A 24,243-nucleotide genomic window follows, 5' to 3' on the forward strand; every position below is an offset into this window, starting at 1 on the left:
GTTAAACACCTACGATTTGCGTATCCGCATGATGACATCCGTGTGTAATCGAGCTTCTCGCTTACGTCTTCGCCAATGCGCTGAAGTTGGCAGCCGCACACGCATTGGGTGTTTTTTGGCTTGTGACGGGGCACTGTACGTGGGAACTGCGATGGCAGCGGCGCACGCTTGGGTTTCTGACGTAGCTCGTCCGGTGCAGGTGGCGAATTGACCGCCTTCAGCTCGGCCTCAATGGCCGCGATATCAGTGTCGAGCAGATCGTCGAGCAAGCTACCTTGGTCAGGGCTTAGCTGTTCGCTGCGCTTGCCGCTGCTATGCTTGATCTTCCTAGAAAGGAGTCGACCCCATGCCAAGTGATTACTCACTACCCGATGTTCTGGAAAGGATCTATGACAATCAGCTCGCATTGGAGGCGGCGGTAATGGAGCTGACGTTGTGGGTGGAACAGAGGGCTTCGTCAGAGGTCGGCGATAATATCCGTGGAGCACTGGAAGCTATTGGAGAGAATGCTGGCCACATCAAACAGGGTTTGGCCAAACTCAAGCGTACGAATCGCGACTAGGCATCAGCTTCCCGAGTTGAGCTCAGATTCGCGTAGAAACGCGATTTCCAGTCCGGTTTGGAGTATCTGACGCGCTCAAAAACGTTTTTACACAGCCTCGGCCGAGAGCGGCCCTTTGCGAGAAGCAGCAATCGGCCAAAAGAGGACGCTTAAGGCGCCTATAGAAGCAGGGGCGATTCGCAATGATAAAACAACAGTCGTACAGACATCACTACGTGCCCCAGTGGTATCAGAGGGGATTTCTTTTACAGGGTCATACCGCGTTCAAAATACTGGACTTGCGGCCAGAGATTTTCCGCGATGCTAAAGGAGCGGTTGTCGGTCAAGCGCGTGCAATTCTAACCAAAGGGCCGGATGCTTGGTTTTTTGAGCGGGATTTATACACCACCCGCGTGCTGGGCGAACCGAATGATGACATCGAAAGGTTTCTGTTTGGAGCAATAGACAGAACGGGGAAGGAAGCAATTCAGGCGTTACTCGAAAGTGACTGGAACAAAGTGCACTTCACATACACCCAAGTTTTCGAGTTCCTCGATGCACTCCGATTGCGTACCCCCAAAGGCCTCCGATTCCTTCAATCAACACTTGCGACGAAAAATCAGCAAGAACTCATGGTTCGCATGCAGGAAGTTCGCAGGATGCACTGTGTGATGTGGATGGAAGGCGCCATAGAGATTTTCGAAGCTACCCAATCAGGGACCAAGTTCATTTTTTCAGATCACCCTGTGACGTTTTTCAATCCTCACGTTTTTCCGAAAGATCGTGCCATACCGGAAGGTTTAGACGTTCCTCAGCACTGGTTGGGGACCCAAACCTTAATTCCACTCGATAGCAACCATTTGATGGTGATCACACATAGGGAGTGGGGTCGCAAGCAAGGCGAAATTCGAGCTAGAAAATCACGCACCAATCCAAGACTTTTTGATAATCCGCTAGTTACTTACGATGGAATTCAGAGAGGAAGACAGCTTTCTGAGAAACAGGTGCGAGAGGTCAATTACATAATTAAAACTCGTGCAGAGCGGTACATCGCGAGCTGCAACGAGCAGCACCTGTTCCCTGAACGCCATCTTAAAACTACTCTGTGGAGCAAGCTGGGAAGCTTTTTAATGCCTCGAAGCTATGCGACAGCGCTTCAGAGCGGCTTCATGACAGTAAAAATGAAGGACGGCTCTTACTATTTTCAAGATGAATTTGGCCGACGCCCAGACAGCAAAGCCGAATTTGATAAGGCGGTACAAGACGCCAAATCAATGGAGGCAATGATGAAAAGGGTTCTAGGCGAACGGTATAGCGGGAAAGAGTGAGAGGCCGCTATCGGCCAGATGATTGATGAGGCGGAATCGCGCTCCGAGACAATTTTCGAGTTGTGTGGGGCTGCCGGAAAGACGCAAGAGAGCGAGCGTGGGTGGCTACGCACGAGATGCCATGCTCACGCTATCTGAGGAATTCTCCGCGTGCCTAAACCCCCAAACGGCGCTTCTGCTTATCTGATAGTGGGTTTTCGACTGCATCTTTATGGGCCGCTTGGCATTTATCCCAAAATGCCCGATGAAACCATCTTAAAGCCTCTCCCGAAATCGGCAGCAAGTTCGTCCAAAATCGATACCGAACCGCGCCCAGGCTGATTGAGCTAATGAAACTCGTAGGCCTTCTAGTCGTTGAGTCCACGGGGACGATTAGCCCCCCGTGGGCCGCATACTTATGTTCACCGTGCGCTTCCCGGAAATCTTGATAGGTTGGATCCGCATCAATTCTAAGCCAAACGACATTACGGTCAACGGCACCAATGGCAAACCGACTGACATCCAACGGCCGAGGGCCGGATGACTCCGCGACATGGCAGCACAACAGCTTTGAAAAATAGCGGAACACATTGAGATAGGCTTCGCTACCGATCTCATACTGGGGTAGGTCGAAGACTGATGACGGATCTTCGCCTTTCAGCAAACGCGCTGATACCAGTGCATGAAACCTGTCGAACTCTCTATCGGCTGCCTGGGTTCTCGCTCCATTACAAGTTGAGCACATCCGGGCGGTGAAGTGGAAAGCTTCGGATTTTGGGCCTTGAGCCGGTCGTACAATGCTCTCGCCATCGAAATTTCCGATGACCATACGATCCTTTCCGAAGATTTTTCGCAAGGCAGATGCTTTGATCTTGTGTTCACCAGTTAGCGATTCACCAGATCCACACAAGCAACACACCTTGGCCTGATACGACTCAAAGAATATTCCCACCGAGGTCCCCTTCGAAAACGAGAGTAAGTGGCATTGGCACTTCGCCGCCAACGTCAGGGAGAGTCATTACGGATAGCCCTTGGGGCGGTCAAGTTAAAGATCCAAACCATCAAGTGGATGGAGGATCTCATCTCTCACAAGAGCCAGATCTGAATTTTTCAAGAAAAAGTAAAACGTAGAGTCAACCACCTTCAACTGCCGTGAGTTTGAATCATAAGCCAGTACTGGCGGACTAATGCCTTTACCCGATTGAACCTCAGCCAATCCTTTCAATACGGACACCAACTGAGCCCCTTTAAGATCCTGCGCCCTGTGGTGAACCTGCTTTATCGCGTGTAGCAATGCCTCCTTGCTAATGCCGCCATTGAGGCCAGCAAAGCCAATTTCCAAGATATGCATCACAATGTAGTAATTCAAGAAATATGGCAAAGGCTTTGTTTTATCAATAACAGAGGTATTCCCAGACGCGATAGCTTCGAGATTTTTCAGGTGCCGTCCAGAATAATCTTCTGATTTACGAGCAATTGCACGAGCAACTATTCCCATATCATCAACAAACAGTTGTTGACTCTGCGTTTCTAGAATATTAGATTCCAAGCAGGTGGCCTTTAGCAACTCTTGGAACACCCCAACACTCTTGAACGCATTATCGATGCATTCTTGAACTAGCACCCTTGAGAACTGTATATTCAACTCAGGCTCGCCCTTCGCGACAATTCGCAGAAAATCGGCTTCATGCCAGGGCTCTACGGGGACCTCGGCCACTCGGTCCTGCAACTCGCCATTGAACTGGATCAAGCGGTTAGCTTCTTTCCAGACCCCCAGAATCACAAACCGGATTTTGAGGTCATGAAACGTCCGCAAGTCGAAAGCGAAATCTCGCTGTACGTTCTCCGGCAGGTAGTGAAAATTCTCTAAAATTATCGTCTTTTTTTCGCCAAGCCTAACCATCAGACTGGCCACGTCATCAGGAAGGTCTAGATTAAGCTCAATTTCTTCGTACTTATCTTCAAGGCGATAAGCTTTTTCGTTTTCTATAGCAACTTCAGCCCGACCTTTTAATACCAATGCGATTGCGCCTTCAATGAAGGCTTTACCTTTAACCTTTGAAACGTCGCCAGTTCCTTCAGTGTAGGAGGTATTTAGGGTTACACCTGACTTTCTCAGCATTGACTGATAAATATCTCGTAGACTGGTCTTCGGAGACAGGCTAATCACTATATTTTCTTCATAATTCAGATGCTTTTTTACGAGCGCTGTTTTGCCCTGTTTGGATGCTCCATACACGATGATTTGGTGTCCGGCTTCCAGCGCGGATGAGAATTTATCGTCTACATGCTGCCTTTCAACATAACTCAATACGTCTTCGCTGCTCACACCGAAAACTTCTTCAACCTTTTTCATCTAAAGCAGACTCCATGTCAAAACTCAGCAGAGTAAAAAGTGGCACCATGCTACTATCGACTTCCTACTCCGTCTAGTCGCTCCATCTTCGTTACATTTCCATCTCATTGAGATCTCGGAGGAGACCTTGCCGAAGAAAGTACCCCGCTTGGGGGCAGCAGTCCGTGCGCGACGAAAAGCCGTGGCCCTCTCCCAAGAAATCCTGGCAGACGCTGCCGAGGTGGATCGGTCGCATAACTGTCTCCGCTTCATCAGTCGAACAATCATTTCTGGCTACCCGCCGCCCGGCGCGAACGTCAGTTTTGGGTCGTCTACCGCCTTTCGTGATAGGCAGTAATCGGCCAAAAGCGGTCTTACGCGCAAGGCCGTTTCCAATCCGTTACGTGCGTTCGCTACCGTACAGATTACCGAAGGCGAGTGGCCATATCGGGATATGTAGAAACAAGAAAGCCAGCAAGAGGAGGGCTTTCTTGTGGCCTCCGGCCATATAGGACTTGCACTTGATAGGGCCGAGCGGAGGCGAAAGCAACCAAGCCATGAGGTAAATTATTTGTATTTCAAAGACTTAAGTTGAGCTTGTTGGGAGGCAGCCACCCTTTGACCATCAGAGTGCAGCCCATGACGCGTTGAAATTAGACGGAGTATGCCGAGTTTAGGTGGCTTGCACTAGCTTGGACGGAGGGCTGAAAGCGCTCTACAAATCTAACAGGCACAGTGAGGTCAAAAATCGAATTTTTTGGTTTCTCGCTGCTGGATGGGCCCGGTCCTAAGGACACAAGTCATAGCGTTCTGATATTGTCTGACAAAATAGTTTGCTCGTTTCGCAAGCTGAAAAATGACAAAGGAATGCGTAAATGCACCTATCTAAGGTCACGCTTGTCAATTATAGAAATTTTGAGAGCGCTAAATTCGTATTTAATAAGGGCGTCAATACTATAATTGGCGAAAATGGATCAGGGAAAAGCAATCTATTTAGAGCAATTCGGTTGCTACTAGATTCAAATATCTATCGTTCGGCCTACACCATCGACGAAAATGATTTCTTTAGGAAAAAAGGAAGTTGGAAGGGGCATTGGATAATTATCAGTCTTGAGTTTGATAATATTGGTCAAGACGAAGCGATTCAATCTCTTTTTGTTCATCGTGGAGTTGTTGTCGCGGGGCAAAAGGTAGGTAAGGCGACCTATAATTTGATGTTCCGTCCAAGTCAGTCGGTTAGGGCTGAGTTGGCCGCTCTGAAACCTGGGGATCATGAGTCATTACGAAAACTTCAGGAGCGTATTTCTGTAAGCGATTATGAATCATTCTTTACAGGACGCAGCGATGCCGATTTTACGAATCCGGAGCATTACAAAGAGCTTACGGGTGATTTTGAAAAGGTTGTTTTCCCAACAGTTACTTCTCCACTTTGCGGATCACCAATTCCAAATCAGCTTTCAGTATCAAAGGAAGTATCTTTTACGTTTGTAAAAGCCCTTAGAGACGTTGTGTCGGACTTCAGTGGCAATCGACAAAATCCATTATTGAATCTACTAAAGAGAAAGAGTGAAGAGATTGACCATAATAAGTATAAGACTATCACTGATAAGGTGAAGCAGCTTAATAGCGATATTGAAGTGTTAAAAGATGTGCAGGATGTACGCGGAGATATTCGTGACACCATCGCTGAAACAGCCGGCGAGGCTTATGCACCTGCCAGTTTACATATAAAATCTGACCTCCCAAGCGAGGCTGATAAGTTATTCCAGTCGCTGAAGTTGTTCGTGGGGGAAAATGACGAAAGATATTCTGGCGATATATCTGAGTTGAGCTTGGGTGGCGCTAACTTAATTTATCTTACGCTGAAACTGCTTGAGTTTAAGTATCAGCGACAGCGAGAAACTGCTGCAAATTTCCTGATTATTGAAGAGCCTGAAGCACATATCCACACCCACATTCAAAAAACGCTATTCGAAAATATCGATTTTGAAAATACTCAGATTATTTACTCAACGCATTCAACTCAAATTTCCGAAGTTAGTAATCTAGAAAATATCAATATTCTGGCAAGAAAGGGTGTTAAGTGTGAGTCTTATCAACCCTCAGTTGGATTGAAACCCGCAGAGATTCGACATTTGCAGCGTTATCTCGATGCGACGAGAAGCAGTTTGCTTTTTGCAAGGGGCGTAATATTAATTGAAGGTGATGCAGAAGAGATTTTAATTCCAGCGCTGATAAAAAAATCACTCGGTATAAGCTTGGATGAGCTGGGTGTTAGTTTGATTAATATAAGAAGCACAGGTTTTGAAAATGTTGCCTGTGTATTCCATAACTCAAGAATAAAACGCCGTTGCAGCATCATAACCGATTTGGATCTAGCAATAGCAGACACCGTCATTGTTGATGGTGACCTTGAACCGGTGAGAAAATACAAGAAAAAAATGGCCGGGTCACAAAAGGCTGGTTTGGCTCGTGAAACTCGATTAACTAATTTTTCTAAAGGAAATAAATATCTAAGCGTGCATTATGCAAACCACACTTTTGAAGTTGATTTTATAAAAAGTGGAAATCAGTACGAAGTAGCGGAAGTTGTTGACTCGGTGTATGAGGACGAATTGACGAAAACTAAATCTCGGAAAGAGATAGAGTCGGGAGATATTGCTGTCTATGGTAAACGGGTACTGACAATGGCAGCACATTCCGGCAAAGGCTGGTTTGCCATTATGCTTGCCGATACAATCACTCCTTGTACATCTATACCACAATATATTCTAGATGCGGTTTTCGATGCGCAAGAAGCCATGTCTGACAGTCTTCGATTAAGAATTATCAAATATAGATTAAAGACGTTTGAGAAGTATGCTTATTTTGAAGATCGTAAAGCCGCTGTGGAGGAGGCCAAAGTCTACTTTGAAGAGTTTGAAGCAGGCAATATTGACTATAATGACTTATTGTCTAGCTTGGAAAATAGTTTTCCGAGCGATAATATAGTCTTAAAAATGGTCGGGCTATAATATGGATGACTTAGTTTCCGCGGGTTTGAATGATGAGCAAATAAGCGCAATTAATCATCCAGGAAGCGTATTTTTAACTGCTTGCCCAGGTAGTGGTAAAACAAAAACACTTACGTTTAAAATAGCTGAAGAGCTAAAAAAAATATCGTCGCATAGGGAGTTTGTTGTCGCGATTACTTATACTCATAGGGCCGCCGACGAAATACTGGAACGCGTAGAAGGTCTGGGGTTAAATACGAATCAATTGTGGATAGGTACCATTCACTCTTTCTGTTTGGAGTGGATCATAAGGCCGTATGCTATTTATGAGCCAAGATTACAGCACGGTTTTACTATAATAAATCAGCCTGATGCTGATGCGTTATTAGATGAGATTTGTGGGGAACTTGGAAGACCCCGCATTACTTCATTTGATTGTAATTATTATTTCAAAGATGGCAAAGCCACACCTCTAAGTAGTGATGTTAATAAGCATGAAAAAATACGTGCGGCCCTAGGTGAGTACTTCAGGGTTTTAAAAAAAGAGCGTAAAATTGATTTCGAATTGATATTGTACTTTGCTCATAATTTGATAAAGAAGTATCCAGCTATTGCAGTTACTCTTTCACAAATTTTCCGTATAATTTTAGTTGACGAATATCAGGATACTAAAGAAATTCAGTATTTAATAATTTGTGCTATTTTTGCTGCCGGGAACGGGAAAACGAACGCCTTCATTGTTGGAGATCCAAATCAGGCTATCTTTAAAACGCTGGGCGGTTATCCCATTGCATTTGATAAGTTTGTCCAGCTTTCAAAGCTTAAAGTTCAAGAGTTTTCGTTGAGTAAAAACTATCGTTCATCTAGCAGAGTTGTAGAATATTTTAGTAATTTTAGTGTCTTTCCAGTCGCTATTTCAGCTTTCGCTAAATGCAAAGATTATCCGAGTGTTATTAGTTATAATAAAAACATAGGTGTTGAGTTTTTAGAGGACGAAATTGTTAGGCTGATAAATTACAGTTTGAACGATTTAAATATTAGCCAAGATCAGATATGCATAGTAGGGCCCCAGTGGCCGTTTCTAGCGAAGCTTACTCGCCGGTTAATGAGTAGGTTGCCTCAGTGTAATTTCGATGGGCCAGGAATGGTGCCCTTTGGTCGTGAACTTGATAATTTTTGGTATAAGTTGAGTAAGATCTGTCTGTCAGAACCTGGACCTGAAATGTATATTCGGCGCCTTCGATGGGCTGGAGAGGTTTTAAGCGCATTGCACGAAGAGGGAATCAAGTGTTCATACTCAAAAAGCCAATTGCTGAAAGAGTTAAATCGAATAGACATTGATGAAGAAAATGGTATGAAATATTTAGAAAGGTATTTTTCTGCCTTTCTTCATTTGTTGGAAATAGATGTCGAGTGTAATAATGGATTAAAGAACCATTATGAATCGTTTTTTGATAGCGCGACCAAAAAAATTCAACGTGCAAAGAAAGATGGTAACGATCTGATCGAAGGTATCGAGAATTTTAGGCGTGTGTTCAGACCTCGTGGTGGAATAACAATTTCCACCATACATGGTGTTAAGGGTGCTGAGTTTGACAATGTCATTGGGTTCGCACTATTGCAGGGTATGGTTCCACACAATACAGACCCTGAACCTTTGGAGAGCGCAAAAAAATTGATCTATGTGATATCTTCTAGAGCGAGAAAGAATCTGTTTCTGATTTCCGAGTCAGGTAGAGATAAACTTCCGACAACTGTCTTGAAGGACTATCAATATGGGTATTCGCCGATAAAATTTTAGCCATCTGTCGCGTAGCACCTTGAGTCGTCCCGGATTTTATAGACATCTCCAGCGACCGCTTTGGGCCGGAAGCCGCCGTACCAGGCAGACCGTTTTCGGCCAAAAGCAGTCGTTCGTGAGCGACCGTATCCAGATAGGTGCATCTTTCGCAAAAGACCGCTAAATCGGCCAGGAGCGGTGGTTCACTCACGAGTTGCTCGCGCTCGATACGATTTATGTATTGGGCAATTAAAAACCTAACCTATTTTTTCTCACATCCCTTATGTTCTATCAACTGTTGGGTAATTATTCGTGAACACCGCGAAATCACTGGTGGGCTGCTCCCATAGTGGCAGGCACTCGCTTGCTGCAAAAAGCCTTGGCTGCAACTAGCTATGTCGAGATCGTTCAGACCATTCTTGAGCACGCCTGCTTGGATCACAGCAAACCTTACCCAGCTGTGGGTACGCAGGAAGTCCGACGTGCATTTGAACTTGCGCCGGCATAGTGATATCGACGACTCTCTCTTACGTTTGAACGTTATGAATAAAAGAAAGCGACTATGAGTGCAAATAGGACAGAGCTGGAACAGGTGGCCCTTGCCTGCCGCAATGGGCTTATGAGCCTTGTTGATGCAAAGGGCTCAACCTTCAATGGCTTCCCGTCAGGCGCGTGCGGAGTTGCTTCCGACATCGTGGGGCGAGTGGTATGGGAAACGCTTCAATATGAAGGTGAGTACGTTTGCGGTCGGCACCACCCGCAGATGAAAAGCGAAGCGTCGCACGCATGGTTTGAGGTCGGTGATTTCATCATCGATGTCACCTATGACCAGTTTCAAGCTACAGGGCTATACGGCTGGGTTTTCGACCGTAACGATGGATGGCACGCGCTGTTCCCATCGCAGGAGCGACGTAAGGGATTTTACGCTCCCTCCCAGTGGCCTGCTTACCCGTTTGATGGATACAAGGCAGCCCAAGAAGAGGTCAAGAAAATAGGCCTGCTAAGTAAGCCGGTTTAAAAGGGAGAGTTCCCGCGCAGTTATACTAAAGCCCGCCGTAAAACGGGCCAAACCTAGATAGGGGGCTTCGCCCCCCATGAAAAAGGATGTTTGTATGTCGCTAGATTCTGAAACTCCATTTGAGGCCGCAAAGCACCAGGTTGCACGTATCGGAGTTAGTAGTATTGATGTCGAAAGCGTCGATGCATTTTATGCAACTGCGGATGGCTATATTCAAGCGTTGCGAGACTTTGATCTCATCACTGAAATTCAATTGGACCAGCTTCACGCTGAGATGCGAGAGGTCCGAATTGACGCTGTTGAGAGGATTGAAAAAAAGCTTAAAGCACGCAGCCGATAACACCATGGCTCCCTGATTTATGTAGGAAAATCGAAGCTGCTGTATTGTCCGGTTTGTCACGTTAATTTCAAGGATAGGCTAGGTAAATTGTGACTATTGATACTAGTTTTTGGGTTCGGAATTATAGAGGTTTTAAAGAGGACGGGGCTGGCTTTTTGGTGATCAAGCCAGTTAATGTGATAGTTGGTAAGAACAATATAGGCAAGTCAAGCCTTATTGCTGCTGTGGATCATATGTTTAGGGAGCATGGAACCGAAGATGAAATTGGTGAAAGTATTGAATTTGGAGCGGTATTAGCCGAGGCCGAATTGCTGCCATATTTTAGTAACAATACGGCAGGTGGAGATTTACCTAACAATCACTGGCGGGGGCATGGTCAGAATTTTATAGGTAAGCGTGTTGTATGGAGGGAGCTGGGAAAAGACGTAGAAGTGCTCAGCGTTGAGGGGTACGAAGAAAGTTTATTAACAGGTGAAAGATCACGGATTGGCAAGGTTGTAGCAGCGAGTAAACGTAGGAGTTTTCGACACGTTAGGCTTGATGCAGATAGGGATCTTGTCAAGGAGCCGTATACACATGAATTTACACTGAAAAGTAATGGTGAGGGCGCCACAAATATTGTTCAGAGTTATATAAATAGCTCTAATCTTGATAGGGATCTGATTCAAGTTAGACTACTTACCGCGTTGAATGTAATTTTTACGCCTGATGCTGTATTTTCAGAGATGGTCGTGCAGCATCATTTCGATACTGACACATGGGAAATTTATCTTGGTGAGGAAGGTAAGGGCCTTGTCCCACTTTCAGCATCGGGTAGCGGGCTGAAGACTGTTATATTAACATTACTTAACCTCCTGGTGCGCCCGGACTTTGAGAAAAAAGACATTGCAAATTATATATTCTCATTTGAAGAGCTGGAGAATAATTTGCATCCTTCGCTACAAAGAAACTTGTTTTCGTTTCTACTGGATTATGCGCAATCGAAGGATTGTCATATTTTTTTGACTACGCACTCGCAGGTAGCAATTGACCTTTTTCATGGTGAAAATGATGCGCAGATTCTCCATGTAAAAAAGCAGAATGGCGACGTTCTTGGTCTGATTTTGGATGACTTAAATCGCGGATATTCCATTCTAGATGATTTAGGTGCCAAAGCCAGTGACATACTCCAGGCAAATGGCATCATCTGGGTAGAAGGACCATCAGATAGAATTTATTTGAATAAGTTTATTGATTTGTGGGGTGGGGGTGCTTACAAGGAGGGGCACCATTATCAGTTTATTTACTATGGCGGTAGTGTGCTAGCTCATATAGATGCTAGTACTCCAGAGGCGGATTTGCAGGAGGCGGTGAGTGCTATAAAAATAAATAGAAATTTTATATTTGCGTGTGACAGTGATAGAAAAAATAAAAATGGTAAATTGAAGAGCAGAGTAACAGAGCTTCTTTCAAATGTTGCTAGTGATCGTGGGTATGTATGGGTTACCAGATGTCGAGAAATTGAAAATTATATCCCCAAGGAATCTTTTGAGTTGGTTTATGGAAAGTCTGGCTTGCCTCAAATTGGCGAGTATGAGTACGTGCAGGATTATCTAAGGAGTAATAATCTTTCCCGCGCCGCTGAATTCACAGATAAACATCATAAGGCGGTAAAATTTAGTGAGGCTTTCTCCAAGGAGAATCTGTCATTTAGGCCGGAGTTGGCTACGGAAATGACGGCAATAATCAATCGCTTAATGATCTGGAATAGTTGAATTAATTTTTAATGTTTGGACATATTGGCCGCTATGAAATCAGACCAGTCCCTCTGGACCGCGCTGGAAAGTGATCATTACCCAATCTAGCTAACAGGGGGCAGTGACCGCTTTGCCAATACAGCTACGAGCCCTAGGAATGAGGATGTACAGGGGGCGCATTGTGTCCCCTATACCGGTGACTGAAACCCCTTGGCCTCGTAAGGGAGGCGGAGTGACCGTTTTTGGCCGATTGTTGCCAGCCGCTACCGGCAGCAACGGGCATTTCTTTGCGATTACGACGCGAGTAGGTCAAGTCCGATGCAATCGGTGGGTCAGGTCGGATGCAAACGGGTGGTCAACTGGAGCGTAATTCGCACCTCAGGATTTTTCTTGGTTGACGAGGTAGCGTAGGTGACGAACCTCTCCTGCGTAGCTCCTCGCCCTCTGGACGTCTCGCGCCAGTGCTTCGATAGCACGCTGGGCTTCTGGATCTTCCAAGGACTTTTCAACAAGGCGCACGAGCCTAAACAAAGTCCACGCTGCAATGAGGACGAGGTCCTGCATAGGTTCATCAATATACGCATCACCAACAGGCTTATTCCGCTGCTCACCGTGCCATGCCGGATTCTTCATGAAGGAGGGTGTGCTTCCTTCACCAAGTGCAAGCAGATAACCGTGGACGAGGCTATTTCGATATTCATTCAGGTCCTCTGCAGCAAGCGCTGCAGCCTTCAGCACGTCATTACATTTCGTACTGAGCTTCGGATTTCCCTCGCCAAGCCTTTTAAATTGGTCTTCAGATTTCAGCTTTTCTGTAAAGGGACGAACTCCCGCCACGCAGGTTTCAGATAGAGTCCAAAGTGCTCGTTCTAATGTGGTCTCGAACAGGCCATAGGCTACGATGAAGGCCCCGATCAGCCTAAGGTTGTCCGGCATAAGACCCAGGGTGTGTAGCCGCACTTGAATATCGAGTGATTCAGCAGGGTAGTCATGTGGCATAAGGCCCGTCCGAGCGCGGAGTTTGGAATAGAAAGTACCATTTGTTTGCAATTGATGGGTATCAGCGGACCACTTAGCGGACATTAGCCAAGCACTGGAGGACTGCAATTGAGCAGACAGTTATTGGCCGTTTATGTTAAAGGCCGATCCTTACAGAGCATGCGCATCCTGACCACTGAAATGCCTTGTTCGCATCCCGATAGTTGGGGCCTTATTGATAGGGCAAATGACCTTCTTGCGCGTCGCTCGCTCGGCCTTGGCTCGGGCAGGTCTGCAATGGCCATTCCATTACCGACGTTTCGCACTACCGACCCTGACGCGGCCGTATCAAACGTTCACCCGCAACCTTGAATAAGCCGTCAATCATCCGGCTCACTCAATGTTCCAGCGCTCAAGGCTGGCAGCGATGGCTGCGCTCACAGTATCCGTATGCCTGTCGATGATGCGACTTAGCTTCTCGATCTGATCGACAGTAATTTTTTCATCCTTGCCTTCGTTCAATCGTCGCGCGATCTGATTCAAATTCCGGCCAATCATGAGTAGCTGATAGTTCGACTCGCCCAGGGCGTCGATTTCGCTCATGCCGAACTGTGGTTCGTGTGTAAGACCAACTCGGCAAGCATCCACAATCCAACGACGCATCGAGCACCGCTCGATATTCGAACGCTCTCGGATGGCACGCTTTTCAGATTCGGTTAGCAGGATTTCAAAGCGCACTTTAGGTTCGGCCGGGATGGCTTCATGCGCCTGGTGGTAAATCTTCGACGTCGGGTCCTTTCCGGCCTTCTCTAGCTGCTCCTCGATAGCTACCTTGATAGCAGCACCGGGCTTCTTGCCCAAGGCTTTGCAATAGTTGACCCACGGTTCCTTAGAGGGGCCTAGATACACATTCAAATACGGGTTTTGTTTCTCCATAAATACCTGCCATAGCTTCACGAGCAGTAAAGGGGACTGAAACAAGCGAGTACGCGCGTAGTTTACCGGTGCTTAGCCTATCCTGCACTAGTCCTCATGAGCATACGTTTCTTCGTCATGACGAAATTTCAGGCGCGTTTTGAAGGTGTTGAGTAAACGACTCTGCGGCTTTGCGTAATCGACATTCCATTGCCAAAATGGGAAAATGTCGCACGCCAGAATGAATAATTTTGGTCTTCTAACGAACGTTGCTCTGCCCCAAGAACGCCCTCGCGCGTACCGGGTGCCGGCCTGAGAAGAAGGGCCTGACCGCCAAGAACAGAATGGCCGCCTAGTCGCCCCAAGAACGCTCAGCGTGCCGGGCGCGGTTCCTAAACAGACCGACAGATCGGAACAGTACGATCCTGCGTTCGCCCCCAAACCTTTGGAGTGGCGAATATGAAAAACCCTCTACCGTCTTGGTTCTTGGCTGTGGGCATTGCGATGCCTTCAGCAGCCTTCGCGCAAATACCTGTAACAGTAACCACCCAAGCAAGTGATTCGCCGATGACGATGGCCGAGTTCACGGCCAACACTGCGCGCTGGGCGCAGCAAGTCGAGCAGATGACGTCGCAGATTGACCAGATGAAGCAGCAATACCAGTCGATCACCGGATCGCGTGGAATGGGCGGCATCATGTACAACCCGGAACTACGAGACTACCTGCCCCAAGACTGGCAAGCCGTTTATGACAGCGTAAAAACCGGCGGCTATTCCGGCCTGAGCGGGCGAGCTGGCCAAATCTACAGCGACAACAAGATCTACGACGCGTGTGCCAATTTCGCAGTGACGGCGCAGCGGACAAGCTGCGAAGCGCAGGCCGTAAAGGGTGCTCAGGATAAAGCTTTCGCCCTGGACGCCTACGACAAAGCCAAAGTTCGCTTGCAGCAAATTGATGGACTGATGGGCCGCATCAGCCAGACCCAGGACCCCAAGGCCATCGCGGAGCTGCAAGGCCGGATCGCGGCCGAGCAAGCCATGATCCAGAACGAGCAAACCAAGCTCCAGATGTACCAAATGGTGGCGCAGGCCGAGGACCGTCTACAGCAGCAACGGCAGCGTGAAATCAATGCCAAGGTTCTGGCAAATCGTGAATACACGAAGCACCAGCCTTTCAACCTGCTGGACAAGTGAGGGACACACCATGATTTCCTATATTCACGCCCCTGTTCTGGCTGCTTGCTTCTTCACGCTCCTGTTTATGCGGCGGTGGTGGCTCTACATTGATCGCATGGGCTTCTCGCGTGAAGTCGGCCGCCGCGCACCGTCCCTTGTTCAAGGCGACATTCTGGCCGCAACCCTCGCCATCGTTCCGTTCCTGGTGGCGGCAGTAGATTGGTTCGGTATCACGCTACCGCGTCAGTCGGCCCCAATTGCCCCCGGCATGGCGGCCTTGATCTCCGTGGTGTGCCTGAGCGGCTGCGTGTTTGTGCTGCGCAATTCTGGCCAACGCTTCGCCGGCCATTGGGCAGGCACACGGGAAAGCGCTCTGCGCACCGTCGTGGCGCTACGCATCATCGACGCGTCCGAGCTGGCCCACGCATTGGACGTGCTGCAACAGCACGAAGCCCGGCAATTCAACGACCGAACTATCGACGCCGAAGCGCGCGAGGTCCGCAAATGAAAAAGCTCTTTATCCCCCTGGTCGTCGCGGCTGTCCTGGCTGGCTGCGGCGAGAACACGCCTGTTCAAACCGTCGATTGGTACAAGATCCATGAGGCCGAGCGCTCGGCCATGATTGCCAAGTGCAAGGCTAACCCCGGAGAACTAAACGCCTCCCCGAACTGCATTAATGCCGTTACGGCGGCAAACCATCTGACCGTTGAAAAGCGCGGCTACACGAAGCACGCCCCGATAAACGCGCTCGAAGGGGGAAAGTGAAATGGCAATCGAATCAAATATTTTCGAGTGGATTGGCGAAAGTATCGACATGACCCTGAACACGTTCGTTCAAGTCACGTCGGGCAACGTCATTTCCATGTTCACCGACGTTTTCATCTACGGTGGAACGCTGACGTTCGTCCTGATGGGGTTCGCCATCATCTTCGGATATGTCGAAGCGCCCTCCTCCAACTTTATGAAAACGTGCGGAAAGTTCATTGTCATTAGCGGCTTGGCGATGAGTGCCCCGACATACCTTTTATGGGTTGTCGAAGCTCTGCGCGGCTTGGAAACCGGCGTGGCTGATGCATTCTCGGCATCGGGTAGCAGTACGCAGGCAACCTCGGTCTATCAGGTGCTTGATAAAGCAGTCACGGATGGCTTCAAGATCGGCGGCGACATGCTCGAAAAAATGGGCAAACGGCAATGGTATGAATACACCATGGCGGCATATGACTTTCTGAACGCCGTCATCATCTATCTCGCCACGCTCTTAGTCGCCGTTCCTGCCGGCGCGATGGTCATCGTCTCCAAGATCATGCTTACCGTCATGCTCGGAATCGGCCCGTTCTTCATCGCCATGCTGATGTTCCCCGTCACTGCTAAATGGTTTGATAGCTGGTTCGGTCAGGTCATGACCTACATCATGCAAATCGCTCTCGTGACAACGGTACTCGGCATGGGCATGAAGTTTTTCAGTACGCTTACGGCCGCGGTTCTGGCTTCCACTACTGACAACCCTATCGCCACGATGCTTGAAATCCTGATCGTCACGGGTGTCACCCTGTTCTTGCTGCAGAAGGCATTTGAAGCGGCGGCGGCCTTGGCCGGCGGCATGTCCTCCGGAGGTATCACGCTCCGACAAGTCACCCAGGCAGCGGCCTCCCCCGTCACCCAGATTTTGAACAGACAAAGCACGCGCCGCGATTTGCAAAGTGGGATGATGGTCACGGGGGGCCGGCTTAATCATTTAGCGGCGGGTAACTCGATGTGGAACCCTGCCTATCGGCAGCACATCATGGAGAACCTCGGCAAGAACTGGGGACCCGCCAAGGGTGGAGGGATTGGACGAGACTAATCGTCCTTCATCGACTCTCCTTGGCTATATGTGCGTTCGTCCTGCGCGCCCTGCTGGGCTTACCCAAAGGGGCTCTGCCCCTCTGGACTTCCTGCCCCTCGCCGGGTGGCAGGGCTGCGGGGTAACGCCTCCCGCAACCCAGCCAATAGGGTCATCGTGGAAAGCGCGTCAAGGGTTCGCTTCGCCGGCATCCTCACCCGGTCTCGCTTCGCGAGCTGCGGCTTGCGGTACCGCCCTTGACCCTCTGCGTCCGCGCTGAACTTGTCTTGTTATTAACCTGTTCTCGGTGTTTTCGGAGTGATCGAATGAAGCTACGCAATACAATTTCCGACGAGGAGCGTAAGCGCAGGCAGGAAGCGGTCGATTATGCTCGAGCATCGATCGAGCTTTCGGGTTATCACCTAGGTACCGAAGATGAAGCTCGCGCTCAGGCTTTTGTAAACGGCGATCTGGATTTGAGTGATTTTGTACGCTCTACGGCGCCGTCTCAGCTGGAAGATGTGTCAAGGGCATCACCGGAGGCCGCAGCGGAGCGGAGCCCGTCAGGGCGAGCACCGAACGGGCGAGGATGATGGGCGCAGCCTTTACCCTTGATACAGCTGCAAGCGTCCCAGCCTAGCGCCAGGGGTAGGAACCAGGCGAAGCCGCAGGACCTGCCCCTGCCGCCAGTCCGGCAAGGATAGGACGCGGATGCAACCGAAGGGGTTGCCCACGCGAAGCGTGGATCTGCCGAACTCAGACGGTTGCCTTGAAACGCGCTCACGCCTCACTCCCAACAGCTTCGTCTTGCTTCATGACGGAGATGAGATAAATAACTGTTGATATTTGGTTATTTGAAAGCTACTTGCAGAAGCCGAATGAATTTAAATTTCCTTTATAAATCAATAAGTAGATCCATAAACCAGCAAAGCTCTTATCGGCGTTTCAGCGTCATCGTATCGGTGTTTCAGCAACCCTATATCGGAGCTTCAGCGTAGCGATATCGGCGTTTCAGCGAAAACGCCTGGTTTTATCCACAGGGCGATCGCTACCACATTCCGGACTTAACGACGTTCCGCTGGGACCGTCTCTACAGCTCTATGGAAGCGCTCGAACATGAGGCGGACTTGGAAGCAGCCGTAACCCATCCCGTTCAGACGAAAGTCGGGCAGCCGGATACAGCACATGTACATCGTGCAAACAGCGATTGAACTCCGCGCGGAAATGCGCCCTCCCCTGGGGAGTGGTCGCGTAACCTACGCCAAATTGAAAGCGCAGAGCGTCCCATGGAATCAGGGCTGGCCGTCGAAGAATGAACATGCGCCACGTCAGCCATAAATACAGATCTATCGCCAGGGGTGATCGCAAGCAGTGCAATACGCGCAGATCGAACGGCACGGCGTAGTCCATACACTCCCGGTAGAATGCTTCCGACAGGGTAATCGTACTCTCCCAAAGCGAACCTCCACCGGAGTTCTTCTGACCCCAACGGAGTATGCCCTCATCCGACAGCGCGACGTTCTTGTAGGAAAAATCCTGACCCTGATGCGCTTTTAGCGAAATAGTAGTGCTAAACAATTTCGTAGCCTGCATCTTCAGTCGAGAGGTATCGCCACGTAGCCCCCCACTCGTTGACAGGCCGAGCTTCTCGACGAATTCATTAAAGCTCCGACCAAGCTTCAACTCACGCGACCCAGTCAACTTTGCCTCCCGCGTTAACCACGCGGAAATGAGTCGCGGCAACTTTCCATACGGAAGACCAATATCAGGGTCCACCAACATGGTGATGGAGGCAAGGCCGTTGTCGCGCTTGTAAAATGCTCCATCAACTCTCTTATGCGGCATTGATGCCCAGATCATAGCGCGCGCCATATATCCAATCTGGCCGGCCGCTGCCGCCTCTTGGTTCTGGATCGCAAGAGCAGTATCAAAAAGATCCGCTGCCTTCGCTGCGCTTGCCTTAGCCGCCTTTGTAGAGTGAATACGCGTTTGCTTTGCTATGGACGCTGTCTTGGGCTCTGGAGGCAGAGACGACAAACCTCGTAGGGCAATATCAGCGGCTGGACGGAGCCCAGGAACGCGCGCTGGCTTCGCCGATCGTGTTGATCGATCTGATTTTACATGTGCAACCTGCGTCGCCTTTATTGCTGCTGTCTTGGCTGCAATTACTGCAGCCGTTTCGGCGTCTATGCCCTTAAGCACAAGTCCTTCGCAGTACCGCGCCTCATCAAACCCTTCAGTATCGGCATTTAGGAGCGAACGGGATAATAGCCTGGCCCCCATAACTCAGCCCCCGCTCACGTGCGTAGTCAGCGGCAGTACATCCTCTGCCGGGCGCCGCCGGGCCATTTGCTCAATTTTGGTGGGCCTGCCGCGCCGGGGTTTTAAATGACTCGGATGGCTGGGGTCAGCTTGGAATTGCCTGTCAATGAAGTCAGCAACATCCACCAGCCGAAAAACACGCTTGCGACCAATTTTGAAGGAAGGAATACGATAGCGCCCCTGGCTGACCAAATTACGAATGGTCTGAGGCTGTTCACTAGTGATTTCGCTGACCTGCTCAACGGTAAGCGTCGGCGGATAGCTTTTGCATAGGAATTCAAGCGTGCTTATCGGAAAGACGGCCATGCCGCACCTCATGCGTAGAAGGCAGTCGTCCCTTGGGACGACGCCAATACGCGAGTTGCGGTGAGGCTCTATAAGGCGTTGGAGGAAACAGCACTTCCTAACAACGCCCGCAAGACTAGGGCCTGATTTCGGGAGCCTAAGGGTGGCCTTGCCATGTCAGCGGCAGGATTGAGTAAGGTCACTCGCATGCCCTTACACCCCGAGACTCTTTACCGGACGCTACCCCGGCGCTGTGTCGCATGTTCACTTTTGCCTATCCCCTATCTCACCTTTGGGGTAGCTCAACTGCCGCGTTAGCGTCCAGTGATCCCTGAGTGGTTGAATCCGCGGCAGCTTAGCTTTCTTGGGACACCCATTGGGCAGCATGGGCGGATTAATCGCCCGTCCGGAAAGCGCCAGAACATTCACAGTCCTAGCCTCCCACTCATCCTGGATCACATTCGAGGTTGACTACCTCGAAGGGTATCGAGCCTAAGCTCAATATCCCGGATCATAAGCCACGTTACCGATAACGCCAAGTGGTGCACCCCCGTCAGTTAACGTGAGCGCTGATTGACGAAGCCGGATCGATCAGGAGGACCATGACAGATTTGTCCCAATTTTGTCCCACCGAGGCACAAATTTTTATGGGATTTACACATATATCTAGATGTACCTCGGTTTACCAAAACTCTCCGATCACACCTACTCACTGACTTACAAATTTTATGAAAGCTCAATGAAAACTGATACATAAAAGCAAAAAGGCCCTGGAACGGACACCATTCCAAGGCCTTAACATATTTTGTTCCTGGTGCCCGAGACAGGAATCGAACCTGCGACCTTCGCGTTACGAGTGCGCTGCTCTACCGGCTGAGCTACACGGGCGGTGGGCTAAACCTAGCACCGGTCTCGGACTCCGGCAACTTGTGGGCTGCCTGATGGTTTTCTTTTGAGAACTACATTTGTGGCAATTTCTTTATTTCAGGCAAAAAAAATGCCCCCGCCGTTTGCACGGCGGGGGCATTTTCATTGGGCTAAAGCGTCGGGGTGATTAAACGCCCGAAGCCTTGGCCGCTGCCACGTCTTTGATGGACAGCTTGATACGGCCGCGGTTGTCCACGTCCAGTACCAGCACTTCCACTTCCTGGCCTTCTTTCAGAATGTCGGTCACTTTCTCTACACGAGCGTCGCTCAGCATCGAGATGTGCACCAGACCGTCCTTGCCCGGCAGGATGTTGACGAATGCGCCGAAGTCGACGATGCGCTCAACCTTGCCGACGTAGATCTTGCCGATCTCGGCTTCGGCAGTGATGCTCAGAACGCGCTGACGCGCTGCTTCTGCGGCATCCTTGGTTTCGCCGAAGATCTTGATCGAACCGTCGTCTTCGATGTCGATCGAAGCCTTGGTTTCTTCGCAGATCGCACGGATGGTCGCGCCACCTTTACCGATAACGTCACGGATCTTGTCGGTGTCGATCTTCATCGCGATCATGGTCGGTGCGTTGGCCGACAGTTCGGTACGCGACTGGCCAATGATCTGGTTCATCTGGCCGAGGATGTTCAGGCGCGCTTCCAGGGCCTGGCCCAGAGCGATTTCCATGATCTCTTCGGTGATGCCCTTGATCTTGATGTCCATCTGCAGCGCGGTCACACCTTTGGCGGTACCGGCTACCTTGAAGTCCATGTCGCCCAGGTGATCTTCGTCGCCGAGGATGTCGGTCAGGACGGCGAACTTCTCGCCTTCTTTAACCAGACCCATCGCGATACCGGCAACGGGTGCCTTCATCGGCACACCGGCGTCCATCAGCGCGAGGGAAGCGCCGCACACGGAAGCCATCGAGCTCGAACCGTTGGATTCGGTGATTTCCGAAACCACGCGGATGGTGTACGGGAACACGTCAGCGGCTGGCAGCATCGCCGAAACCGAACGACGGGCCAGACGGCCGTGGCCGATTTCGCGACGACCGGCGCCACCCATGCGACCGCACTCGCCCACCGAGAACGGCGGGAAGTTGTAGTGCAGCATGAACGGGTCTTTCTTTTCGCCTTCCAGAGTGTCCAGCAGCTGTGCGTCACGGGCGGTGCCCAGAGTCGCGACTACCAGAGCCTGGGTTTCGCCACGGGTGAACAGCGCCGAACCGTGAGTCTTCGGCAGAACGCCGACTTCGATGTTCAGCGGACGAACGGTGCGGGTGTCGCGGCCGTCGATACGTGGCTTGCCATTAACGATGTTTTCGCGAACGGTGCGGTATTCGATTTCGCCAAAGGCAGCTTTGACTTCAGCAGCGGAAGGCTGGCCTTCTTCACCGGACAGCTTGGCAACCACCTGATCCTTCAACTCACCCAGGCGAGCGTAACGGTCGGCCTTGATGGTGATGGTGTAAGCCTGGGAGATCGCTTCGCCGAACTCGGCACGGATAGCGCCCAGCAGTTCGGTGGCTTCAGGCGCAGGCGCCCAGTTCCAGGTTGGCTTGGCGGCTTCGGCAGCGAGTTCTTTGACAGCGTTGATCACAACCTGAAATTCGTCGTGAGCGAACAGTACCGCGCCCAGCATCTGGTCTTCCGTCAGCTCTTTGGCTTCTGATTCAACCATCAGCACAGCGTCGGCAGTACCGGCCACGACCATGTCCAGGCTCGAAGCGGCTTGCTGTTCGTAAGTCGGGTTCAGCAGGTAGCCGGTGCTTTCGTGGAAAGCCACGCGAGCGGCGCCGATCGGGCCGTCGAATGGAATGCCGGAAATGGCCAGGGCAGCCGAGGTACCGATCATCGCAGCGATGTCCGGATCGGTCTTCTTGCTGGTGGAAACGACGGTGCAGACAACCTGCACTTCGTTCATGAAGCCTTCTGGGAACAGCGGACGGATCGGACGGTCGATCAGTCGGGAAGTCAGGGTTTCTTTCTCGGAAGGACGGCCTTCGCGCTTGAAGAAACCGCCAGGGATCTTACCGGCAGCGTAAGTCTTTTCCTGATAGTGAACGGACAGAGGGAAGAAACCCTTGCCCGGATCGGCTTGCTTTGCGCCGACGACAGTCACCAACACGCTGACGTCGTCGTCAACGGTGACCAATACTGCGCCGGAGGCCTGACGGGCGATACGGCCTGTCTCGAGGGTAACGGTCGATTGACCGAACTGGAATTTTTTGATTACCGGGTTCACGGTGTCCTACCTTCTTTGTGGCTCTTGGGGGAAACGGTTTCTTGCGAATTCTTGGGCAATCTCGGGAATCGGCCCGAGGGCAATTGTCCGGGTGTTACAGGTAAAGCCATATTGCAGATAAAACTTGAGGCTGGGAGCCTGCAAGGCGCCAGCGGAAAACCGCTGACGTCTGGCAGACAACCAACCTCATAGCGCAATCGCTGATTAGCGACGCAGACCCAGGCGAGCGATCAGAGCAGCGTAACGGCTCACGTCCTTGCCTTTCAGGTAGTCCAGCAGCTTGCGACGCTGGTTTACCATGCGGATCAGACCACGACGGGAGTGGTGATCTTTACCGTTGGCCTTGAAGTGACCTTGCAGTTTGTTGATGTTGGCGGTCAGCAGTGCAACCTGCACTTCTGGCGAACCAGTGTCACCAACAGCTTGCTGGTAGTCAGCAACGATTTGAGCTTTTTCTTGAACGTCGAGAGCCATGAGGCAATCCTTCCTTATCAGGAAACTGTTTCAGGGAAACAGCTTCAACAGGCCAGGGACAAATCCCTGTATCTATAAATGAGTAGTGACCATGCCTGTTAACAGCCACACTCGCCGGCCCGCTTTCGCAGACCGGTTCCGGTCATTCTGACCGAATCAAGCGACGCGGCGCGATGCGCCCGTCTTCGCTCACTTCACCGATACCGATGAAGCGACCATTGTGATCCTGTACCCGCACCATGCCGAACTTCGGCGCATCCGGGGCACGCACCGGCTGGCCGTTGAGCCAGTAGAACGCGCTCGCTTCGGAGAAGTGCAGTAACGGCCAATCCTGCAGGCCGCTGTCCGATGGCATCAGGAAGCGATCGACCGCTTCGTTGCCGCCTTCGGCATGTACCGCTTCCAGCTCTTCGAGGGTCACGGTTTGCGCCAGGGTAAAAGGCCCGGCCTGGGTCCGACGCAGTTCTGCGACGTACGCACCACAACCGAGTTGCTCACCGATATCCTCCACCAGGGTGCGAATATAGGTGCCCTTGCTGCAGTCCACCGCAAGCCGCGCAGTATCGCCTTCGAAGGCCAGCAATTCCAAGCGCGCAATAGTAACAGAACGCGGTTCGCGCTCCACTACTTCGCCTGCACGTGCCAGTTTGTACAACGGCTGGCCATCACGCTTGAGCGCCGAGTACATCGGCGGTATCTGACTGATTTGCCCGCGAAATTTCGGCAGCACCGCTTCGACATCGGCGCGACCAACGGTCACCGGACGCTCCTGCAAAACCTCACCTTCGGCATCGGCCGTGGTGGTGGTCTTGCCCAATTGCGCCAGAGTCTCGTAGCCCTTGTCGGAATCGAGCAGGTATTGCGAGAACTTGGTCGCCTCGCCAAAGCACAACGGCAGCACGCCGGTGGCCAGCGGGTCGAGGCTGCCGGTGTGCCCGGCCTTCTCGGCATTGAGCAGCCAGCGCACCTTCTGCAAGGCGGCGTTGGAGGTGAACCCCAACGGCTTGTCCAGCAGGATGATGCCGCTGACGTTACGACGGATACGTTTGACCTGAGCCACC

20 protein-coding genes, 1 tRNA gene and 1 pseudogene are annotated in these 24,243 nt (G+C 50.6%); 11 read left to right on the plus strand and 11 right to left on the minus strand.

Annotated elements, in window-relative coordinates; genetic code table 11:
• Positions 1–41: 41 nt before the first annotated feature.
• Positions 42–311: pseudogene (locus HU739_RS13575) on the minus strand (IS66 family transposase); the annotation flags it as partial.
• Between the two features lie 35 nt (positions 312–346).
• Here HU739_RS13575 and HU739_RS13580 point away from each other — a divergent pair.
• Both HU739_RS13580 and HU739_RS13585 read left to right on the plus strand, forming a co-directional pair.
• Positions 347–562 carry a hypothetical protein gene (locus HU739_RS13580; RefSeq protein ID WP_186547323.1) on the plus strand — a complete coding sequence of 72 codons (216 nt, stop codon included), beginning with the start codon at positions 347–349 and terminating at the stop codon, positions 560–562.
• 182 nt (positions 563–744) lie between these two features.
• Positions 745–1,869 carry a DUF4238 domain-containing protein gene (locus HU739_RS13585; RefSeq protein ID WP_186547324.1) on the plus strand — a complete coding sequence of 375 codons (1,125 nt, stop codon included), beginning with the start codon at positions 745–747 and terminating at the stop codon, positions 1,867–1,869.
• Positions 1,870–2,023: 154 nt separating this feature from the next.
• On the opposite strand, the gene HU739_RS13590 is transcribed toward HU739_RS13585, so the two are convergent.
• Both HU739_RS13590 and HU739_RS13595 read right to left on the minus strand, forming a co-directional pair.
• Entirely contained in the window at positions 2,024–2,800 is a 777-nt protein-coding gene (locus HU739_RS13590) for a hypothetical protein (RefSeq protein ID WP_186547325.1), read from the minus strand.
• Positions 2,801–2,893: 93 nt separating this feature from the next.
• Entirely contained in the window at positions 2,894–4,204 is a 1,311-nt protein-coding gene (locus HU739_RS13595; RefSeq protein ID WP_186547326.1) for a hypothetical protein, read from the minus strand.
• 854 nt (positions 4,205–5,058) lie between these two features.
• Between HU739_RS13595 and HU739_RS13600 the strand changes: the two genes are divergently transcribed.
• From HU739_RS13600 to HU739_RS13620, 5 genes are all read left to right on the plus strand, one after another.
• On the plus strand, positions 5,059–7,197 hold the full coding sequence (locus tag HU739_RS13600) for an ATP-dependent nuclease (protein WP_186547327.1): 2,139 nt from the start codon (positions 5,059–5,061) through the stop codon (positions 7,195–7,197).
• A 1-nt stretch (position 7,198) separates the two neighbouring features.
• A complete protein-coding gene (locus tag HU739_RS13605) occupies positions 7,199–8,977 on the plus strand; it encodes an ATP-dependent helicase (protein WP_186547328.1) in 1,779 nt (592 codons plus the stop codon).
• A gap of 541 nt (positions 8,978–9,518) precedes the next feature.
• Positions 9,519–9,974 carry a hypothetical protein gene (locus HU739_RS13610; RefSeq protein ID WP_186547329.1) on the plus strand — a complete coding sequence of 152 codons (456 nt, stop codon included), beginning with the start codon at positions 9,519–9,521 and terminating at the stop codon, positions 9,972–9,974.
• A gap of 76 nt (positions 9,975–10,050) precedes the next feature.
• Positions 10,051–10,314 (plus strand): hypothetical protein, encoded by a 264-nt coding sequence (locus tag HU739_RS13615; RefSeq protein ID WP_217844289.1) that lies wholly within the window; start codon positions 10,051–10,053, stop codon positions 10,312–10,314.
• 89 nt (positions 10,315–10,403) lie between these two features.
• On the plus strand, positions 10,404–12,068 hold the full coding sequence (locus HU739_RS13620) for an ATP-dependent nuclease (RefSeq protein WP_186547331.1): 1,665 nt from the start codon (positions 10,404–10,406) through the stop codon (positions 12,066–12,068).
• A gap of 360 nt (positions 12,069–12,428) precedes the next feature.
• On the opposite strand, the gene HU739_RS13625 is transcribed toward HU739_RS13620, so the two are convergent.
• Together HU739_RS13625 and HU739_RS13630 are read right to left on the minus strand one after the other, a co-directional pair.
• Positions 12,429–13,049 (minus strand): hypothetical protein, encoded by a 621-nt coding sequence (locus tag HU739_RS13625; RefSeq protein WP_186547332.1) that lies wholly within the window; start codon positions 13,047–13,049, stop codon positions 12,429–12,431.
• Between the two features lie 372 nt (positions 13,050–13,421).
• Entirely contained in the window at positions 13,422–13,964 is a 543-nt protein-coding gene (locus HU739_RS13630) for a plasmid mobilization relaxosome protein MobC (protein ID WP_186547333.1), read from the minus strand.
• A 438-nt stretch (positions 13,965–14,402) separates the two neighbouring features.
• On the opposite strand from HU739_RS13630, the gene virB5 reads away from it, so the two are divergent.
• Genes virB5 through HU739_RS13650 form a run of 4 tightly spaced genes read left to right on the plus strand, consistent with a single transcriptional unit; the run spans position 14,403 to position 16,962 of the window.
• Positions 14,403–15,137, plus strand: a complete 735-nt coding sequence (gene virB5 / locus HU739_RS13635) for a P-type DNA transfer protein VirB5 (RefSeq protein WP_186547334.1) — start codon at positions 14,403–14,405, stop codon at positions 15,135–15,137.
• Between the two features lie 10 nt (positions 15,138–15,147).
• The gene (locus HU739_RS13640) at positions 15,148–15,627 is read left to right on the plus strand and encodes a hypothetical protein (RefSeq protein ID WP_186547335.1); all 480 of its coding nucleotides are present in this window, start codon (positions 15,148–15,150) and stop codon (positions 15,625–15,627) included.
• Positions 15,624–15,884 carry an EexN family lipoprotein gene (locus tag HU739_RS13645; RefSeq protein ID WP_186547336.1) on the plus strand — a complete coding sequence of 87 codons (261 nt, stop codon included), beginning with the start codon at positions 15,624–15,626 and terminating at the stop codon, positions 15,882–15,884. Before HU739_RS13640 ends, HU739_RS13645 begins: the two co-directional genes overlap by 4 nt.
• Before the next feature lies 1 nt (position 15,885).
• Complete coding sequence (locus HU739_RS13650; protein ID WP_186547337.1) at positions 15,886–16,962, plus strand: type IV secretion system protein; 1,077 nt, start codon at positions 15,886–15,888, stop codon at positions 16,960–16,962.
• A 1,077-nt stretch (positions 16,963–18,039) separates the two neighbouring features.
• Here the strand turns inward: HU739_RS13650 and HU739_RS13660 are convergent.
• The 6 genes from HU739_RS13660 to truB all read right to left on the minus strand — a co-directional run bounded on the left by HU739_RS13660 (position 18,040) and on the right by truB (position 24,242).
• Positions 18,040–18,801: a replication protein RepA gene (locus HU739_RS13660; RefSeq protein ID WP_186547339.1), complete on the minus strand. Its 762-nt coding sequence runs from the start codon at positions 18,799–18,801 to the stop codon at positions 18,040–18,042.
• A 426-nt stretch (positions 18,802–19,227) separates the two neighbouring features.
• Positions 19,228–19,569 carry a helix-turn-helix domain-containing protein gene (locus tag HU739_RS13665; RefSeq protein WP_186547340.1) on the minus strand — a complete coding sequence of 114 codons (342 nt, stop codon included), beginning with the start codon at positions 19,567–19,569 and terminating at the stop codon, positions 19,228–19,230.
• 791 nt (positions 19,570–20,360) lie between these two features.
• Positions 20,361–20,436 (minus strand) — tRNA-Thr (locus HU739_RS13670).
• A 166-nt stretch (positions 20,437–20,602) separates the two neighbouring features.
• Positions 20,603–22,708, minus strand: a complete 2,106-nt coding sequence (gene pnp, locus HU739_RS13675) for a polyribonucleotide nucleotidyltransferase (RefSeq protein WP_186547341.1) — start codon at positions 22,706–22,708, stop codon at positions 20,603–20,605.
• A gap of 204 nt (positions 22,709–22,912) precedes the next feature.
• The gene (gene rpsO / locus HU739_RS13680; protein ID WP_016771751.1) at positions 22,913–23,182 is read right to left on the minus strand and encodes a 30S ribosomal protein S15; all 270 of its coding nucleotides are present in this window, start codon (positions 23,180–23,182) and stop codon (positions 22,913–22,915) included.
• Between the two features lie 142 nt (positions 23,183–23,324).
• Positions 23,325–24,242 (minus strand): tRNA pseudouridine(55) synthase TruB, encoded by a 918-nt coding sequence (gene truB / locus HU739_RS13685; RefSeq protein WP_024011571.1) that lies wholly within the window; start codon positions 24,240–24,242, stop codon positions 23,325–23,327.
• Between the last annotated feature and the right edge of the window lies 1 nt (position 24,243).

The sequence above is a fragment of the Pseudomonas hamedanensis genome (genome assembly GCF_014268595.2).
GTDB classification, from domain to species: Bacteria; Pseudomonadota; Gammaproteobacteria; order Pseudomonadales; family Pseudomonadaceae; genus Aquipseudomonas; species Aquipseudomonas hamedanensis.

What these genes read in the sequence shown, in the direction of transcription:
- HU739_RS13580 (WP_186547323.1), top strand. Translation starts at nt 347, where the DNA reads ATGCCAAGTGATTACTCACTACCCGATGTTCTGGAAAGGATCTATGAC.
- HU739_RS13585 (WP_186547324.1), top strand. Translation starts at nt 745, where the DNA reads ATGATAAAACAACAGTCGTACAGACATCACTACGTGCCCCAGTGGTAT.
- HU739_RS13595 (WP_186547326.1), bottom strand. Translation starts at nt 4,204, where the DNA reads ATGAAAAAGGTTGAAGAAGTTTTCGGTGTGAGCAGCGAAGACGTATTG.
- HU739_RS13600 (WP_186547327.1), top strand. Translation starts at nt 5,059, where the DNA reads ATGCACCTATCTAAGGTCACGCTTGTCAATTATAGAAATTTTGAGAGC.
- HU739_RS13605 (WP_186547328.1), top strand. Translation starts at nt 7,199, where the DNA reads ATGGATGACTTAGTTTCCGCGGGTTTGAATGATGAGCAAATAAGCGCA.
- HU739_RS13610 (WP_186547329.1), top strand. Translation starts at nt 9,519, where the DNA reads ATGAGTGCAAATAGGACAGAGCTGGAACAGGTGGCCCTTGCCTGCCGC.
- HU739_RS13615 (WP_217844289.1), top strand. Translation starts at nt 10,051, where the DNA reads ATGAAAAAGGATGTTTGTATGTCGCTAGATTCTGAAACTCCATTTGAG.
- HU739_RS13625 (WP_186547332.1), bottom strand. Translation starts at nt 13,049, where the DNA reads ATGCCACATGACTACCCTGCTGAATCACTCGATATTCAAGTGCGGCTA.
- HU739_RS13630 (WP_186547333.1), bottom strand. Translation starts at nt 13,964, where the DNA reads ATGGAGAAACAAAACCCGTATTTGAATGTGTATCTAGGCCCCTCTAAG.
- virB5 (WP_186547334.1), top strand. Translation starts at nt 14,403, where the DNA reads ATGAAAAACCCTCTACCGTCTTGGTTCTTGGCTGTGGGCATTGCGATG.
- HU739_RS13640 (WP_186547335.1), top strand. Translation starts at nt 15,148, where the DNA reads ATGATTTCCTATATTCACGCCCCTGTTCTGGCTGCTTGCTTCTTCACG.
- HU739_RS13645 (WP_186547336.1), top strand. Translation starts at nt 15,624, where the DNA reads ATGAAAAAGCTCTTTATCCCCCTGGTCGTCGCGGCTGTCCTGGCTGGC.
- HU739_RS13650 (WP_186547337.1), top strand. Translation starts at nt 15,886, where the DNA reads ATGGCAATCGAATCAAATATTTTCGAGTGGATTGGCGAAAGTATCGAC.
- HU739_RS13660 (WP_186547339.1), bottom strand. Translation starts at nt 18,801, where the DNA reads ATGATCTGGGCATCAATGCCGCATAAGAGAGTTGATGGAGCATTTTAC.
- HU739_RS13665 (WP_186547340.1), bottom strand. Translation starts at nt 19,569, where the DNA reads ATGGCCGTCTTTCCGATAAGCACGCTTGAATTCCTATGCAAAAGCTAT.
- rpsO (WP_016771751.1), bottom strand. Translation starts at nt 23,182, where the DNA reads ATGGCTCTCGACGTTCAAGAAAAAGCTCAAATCGTTGCTGACTACCAG.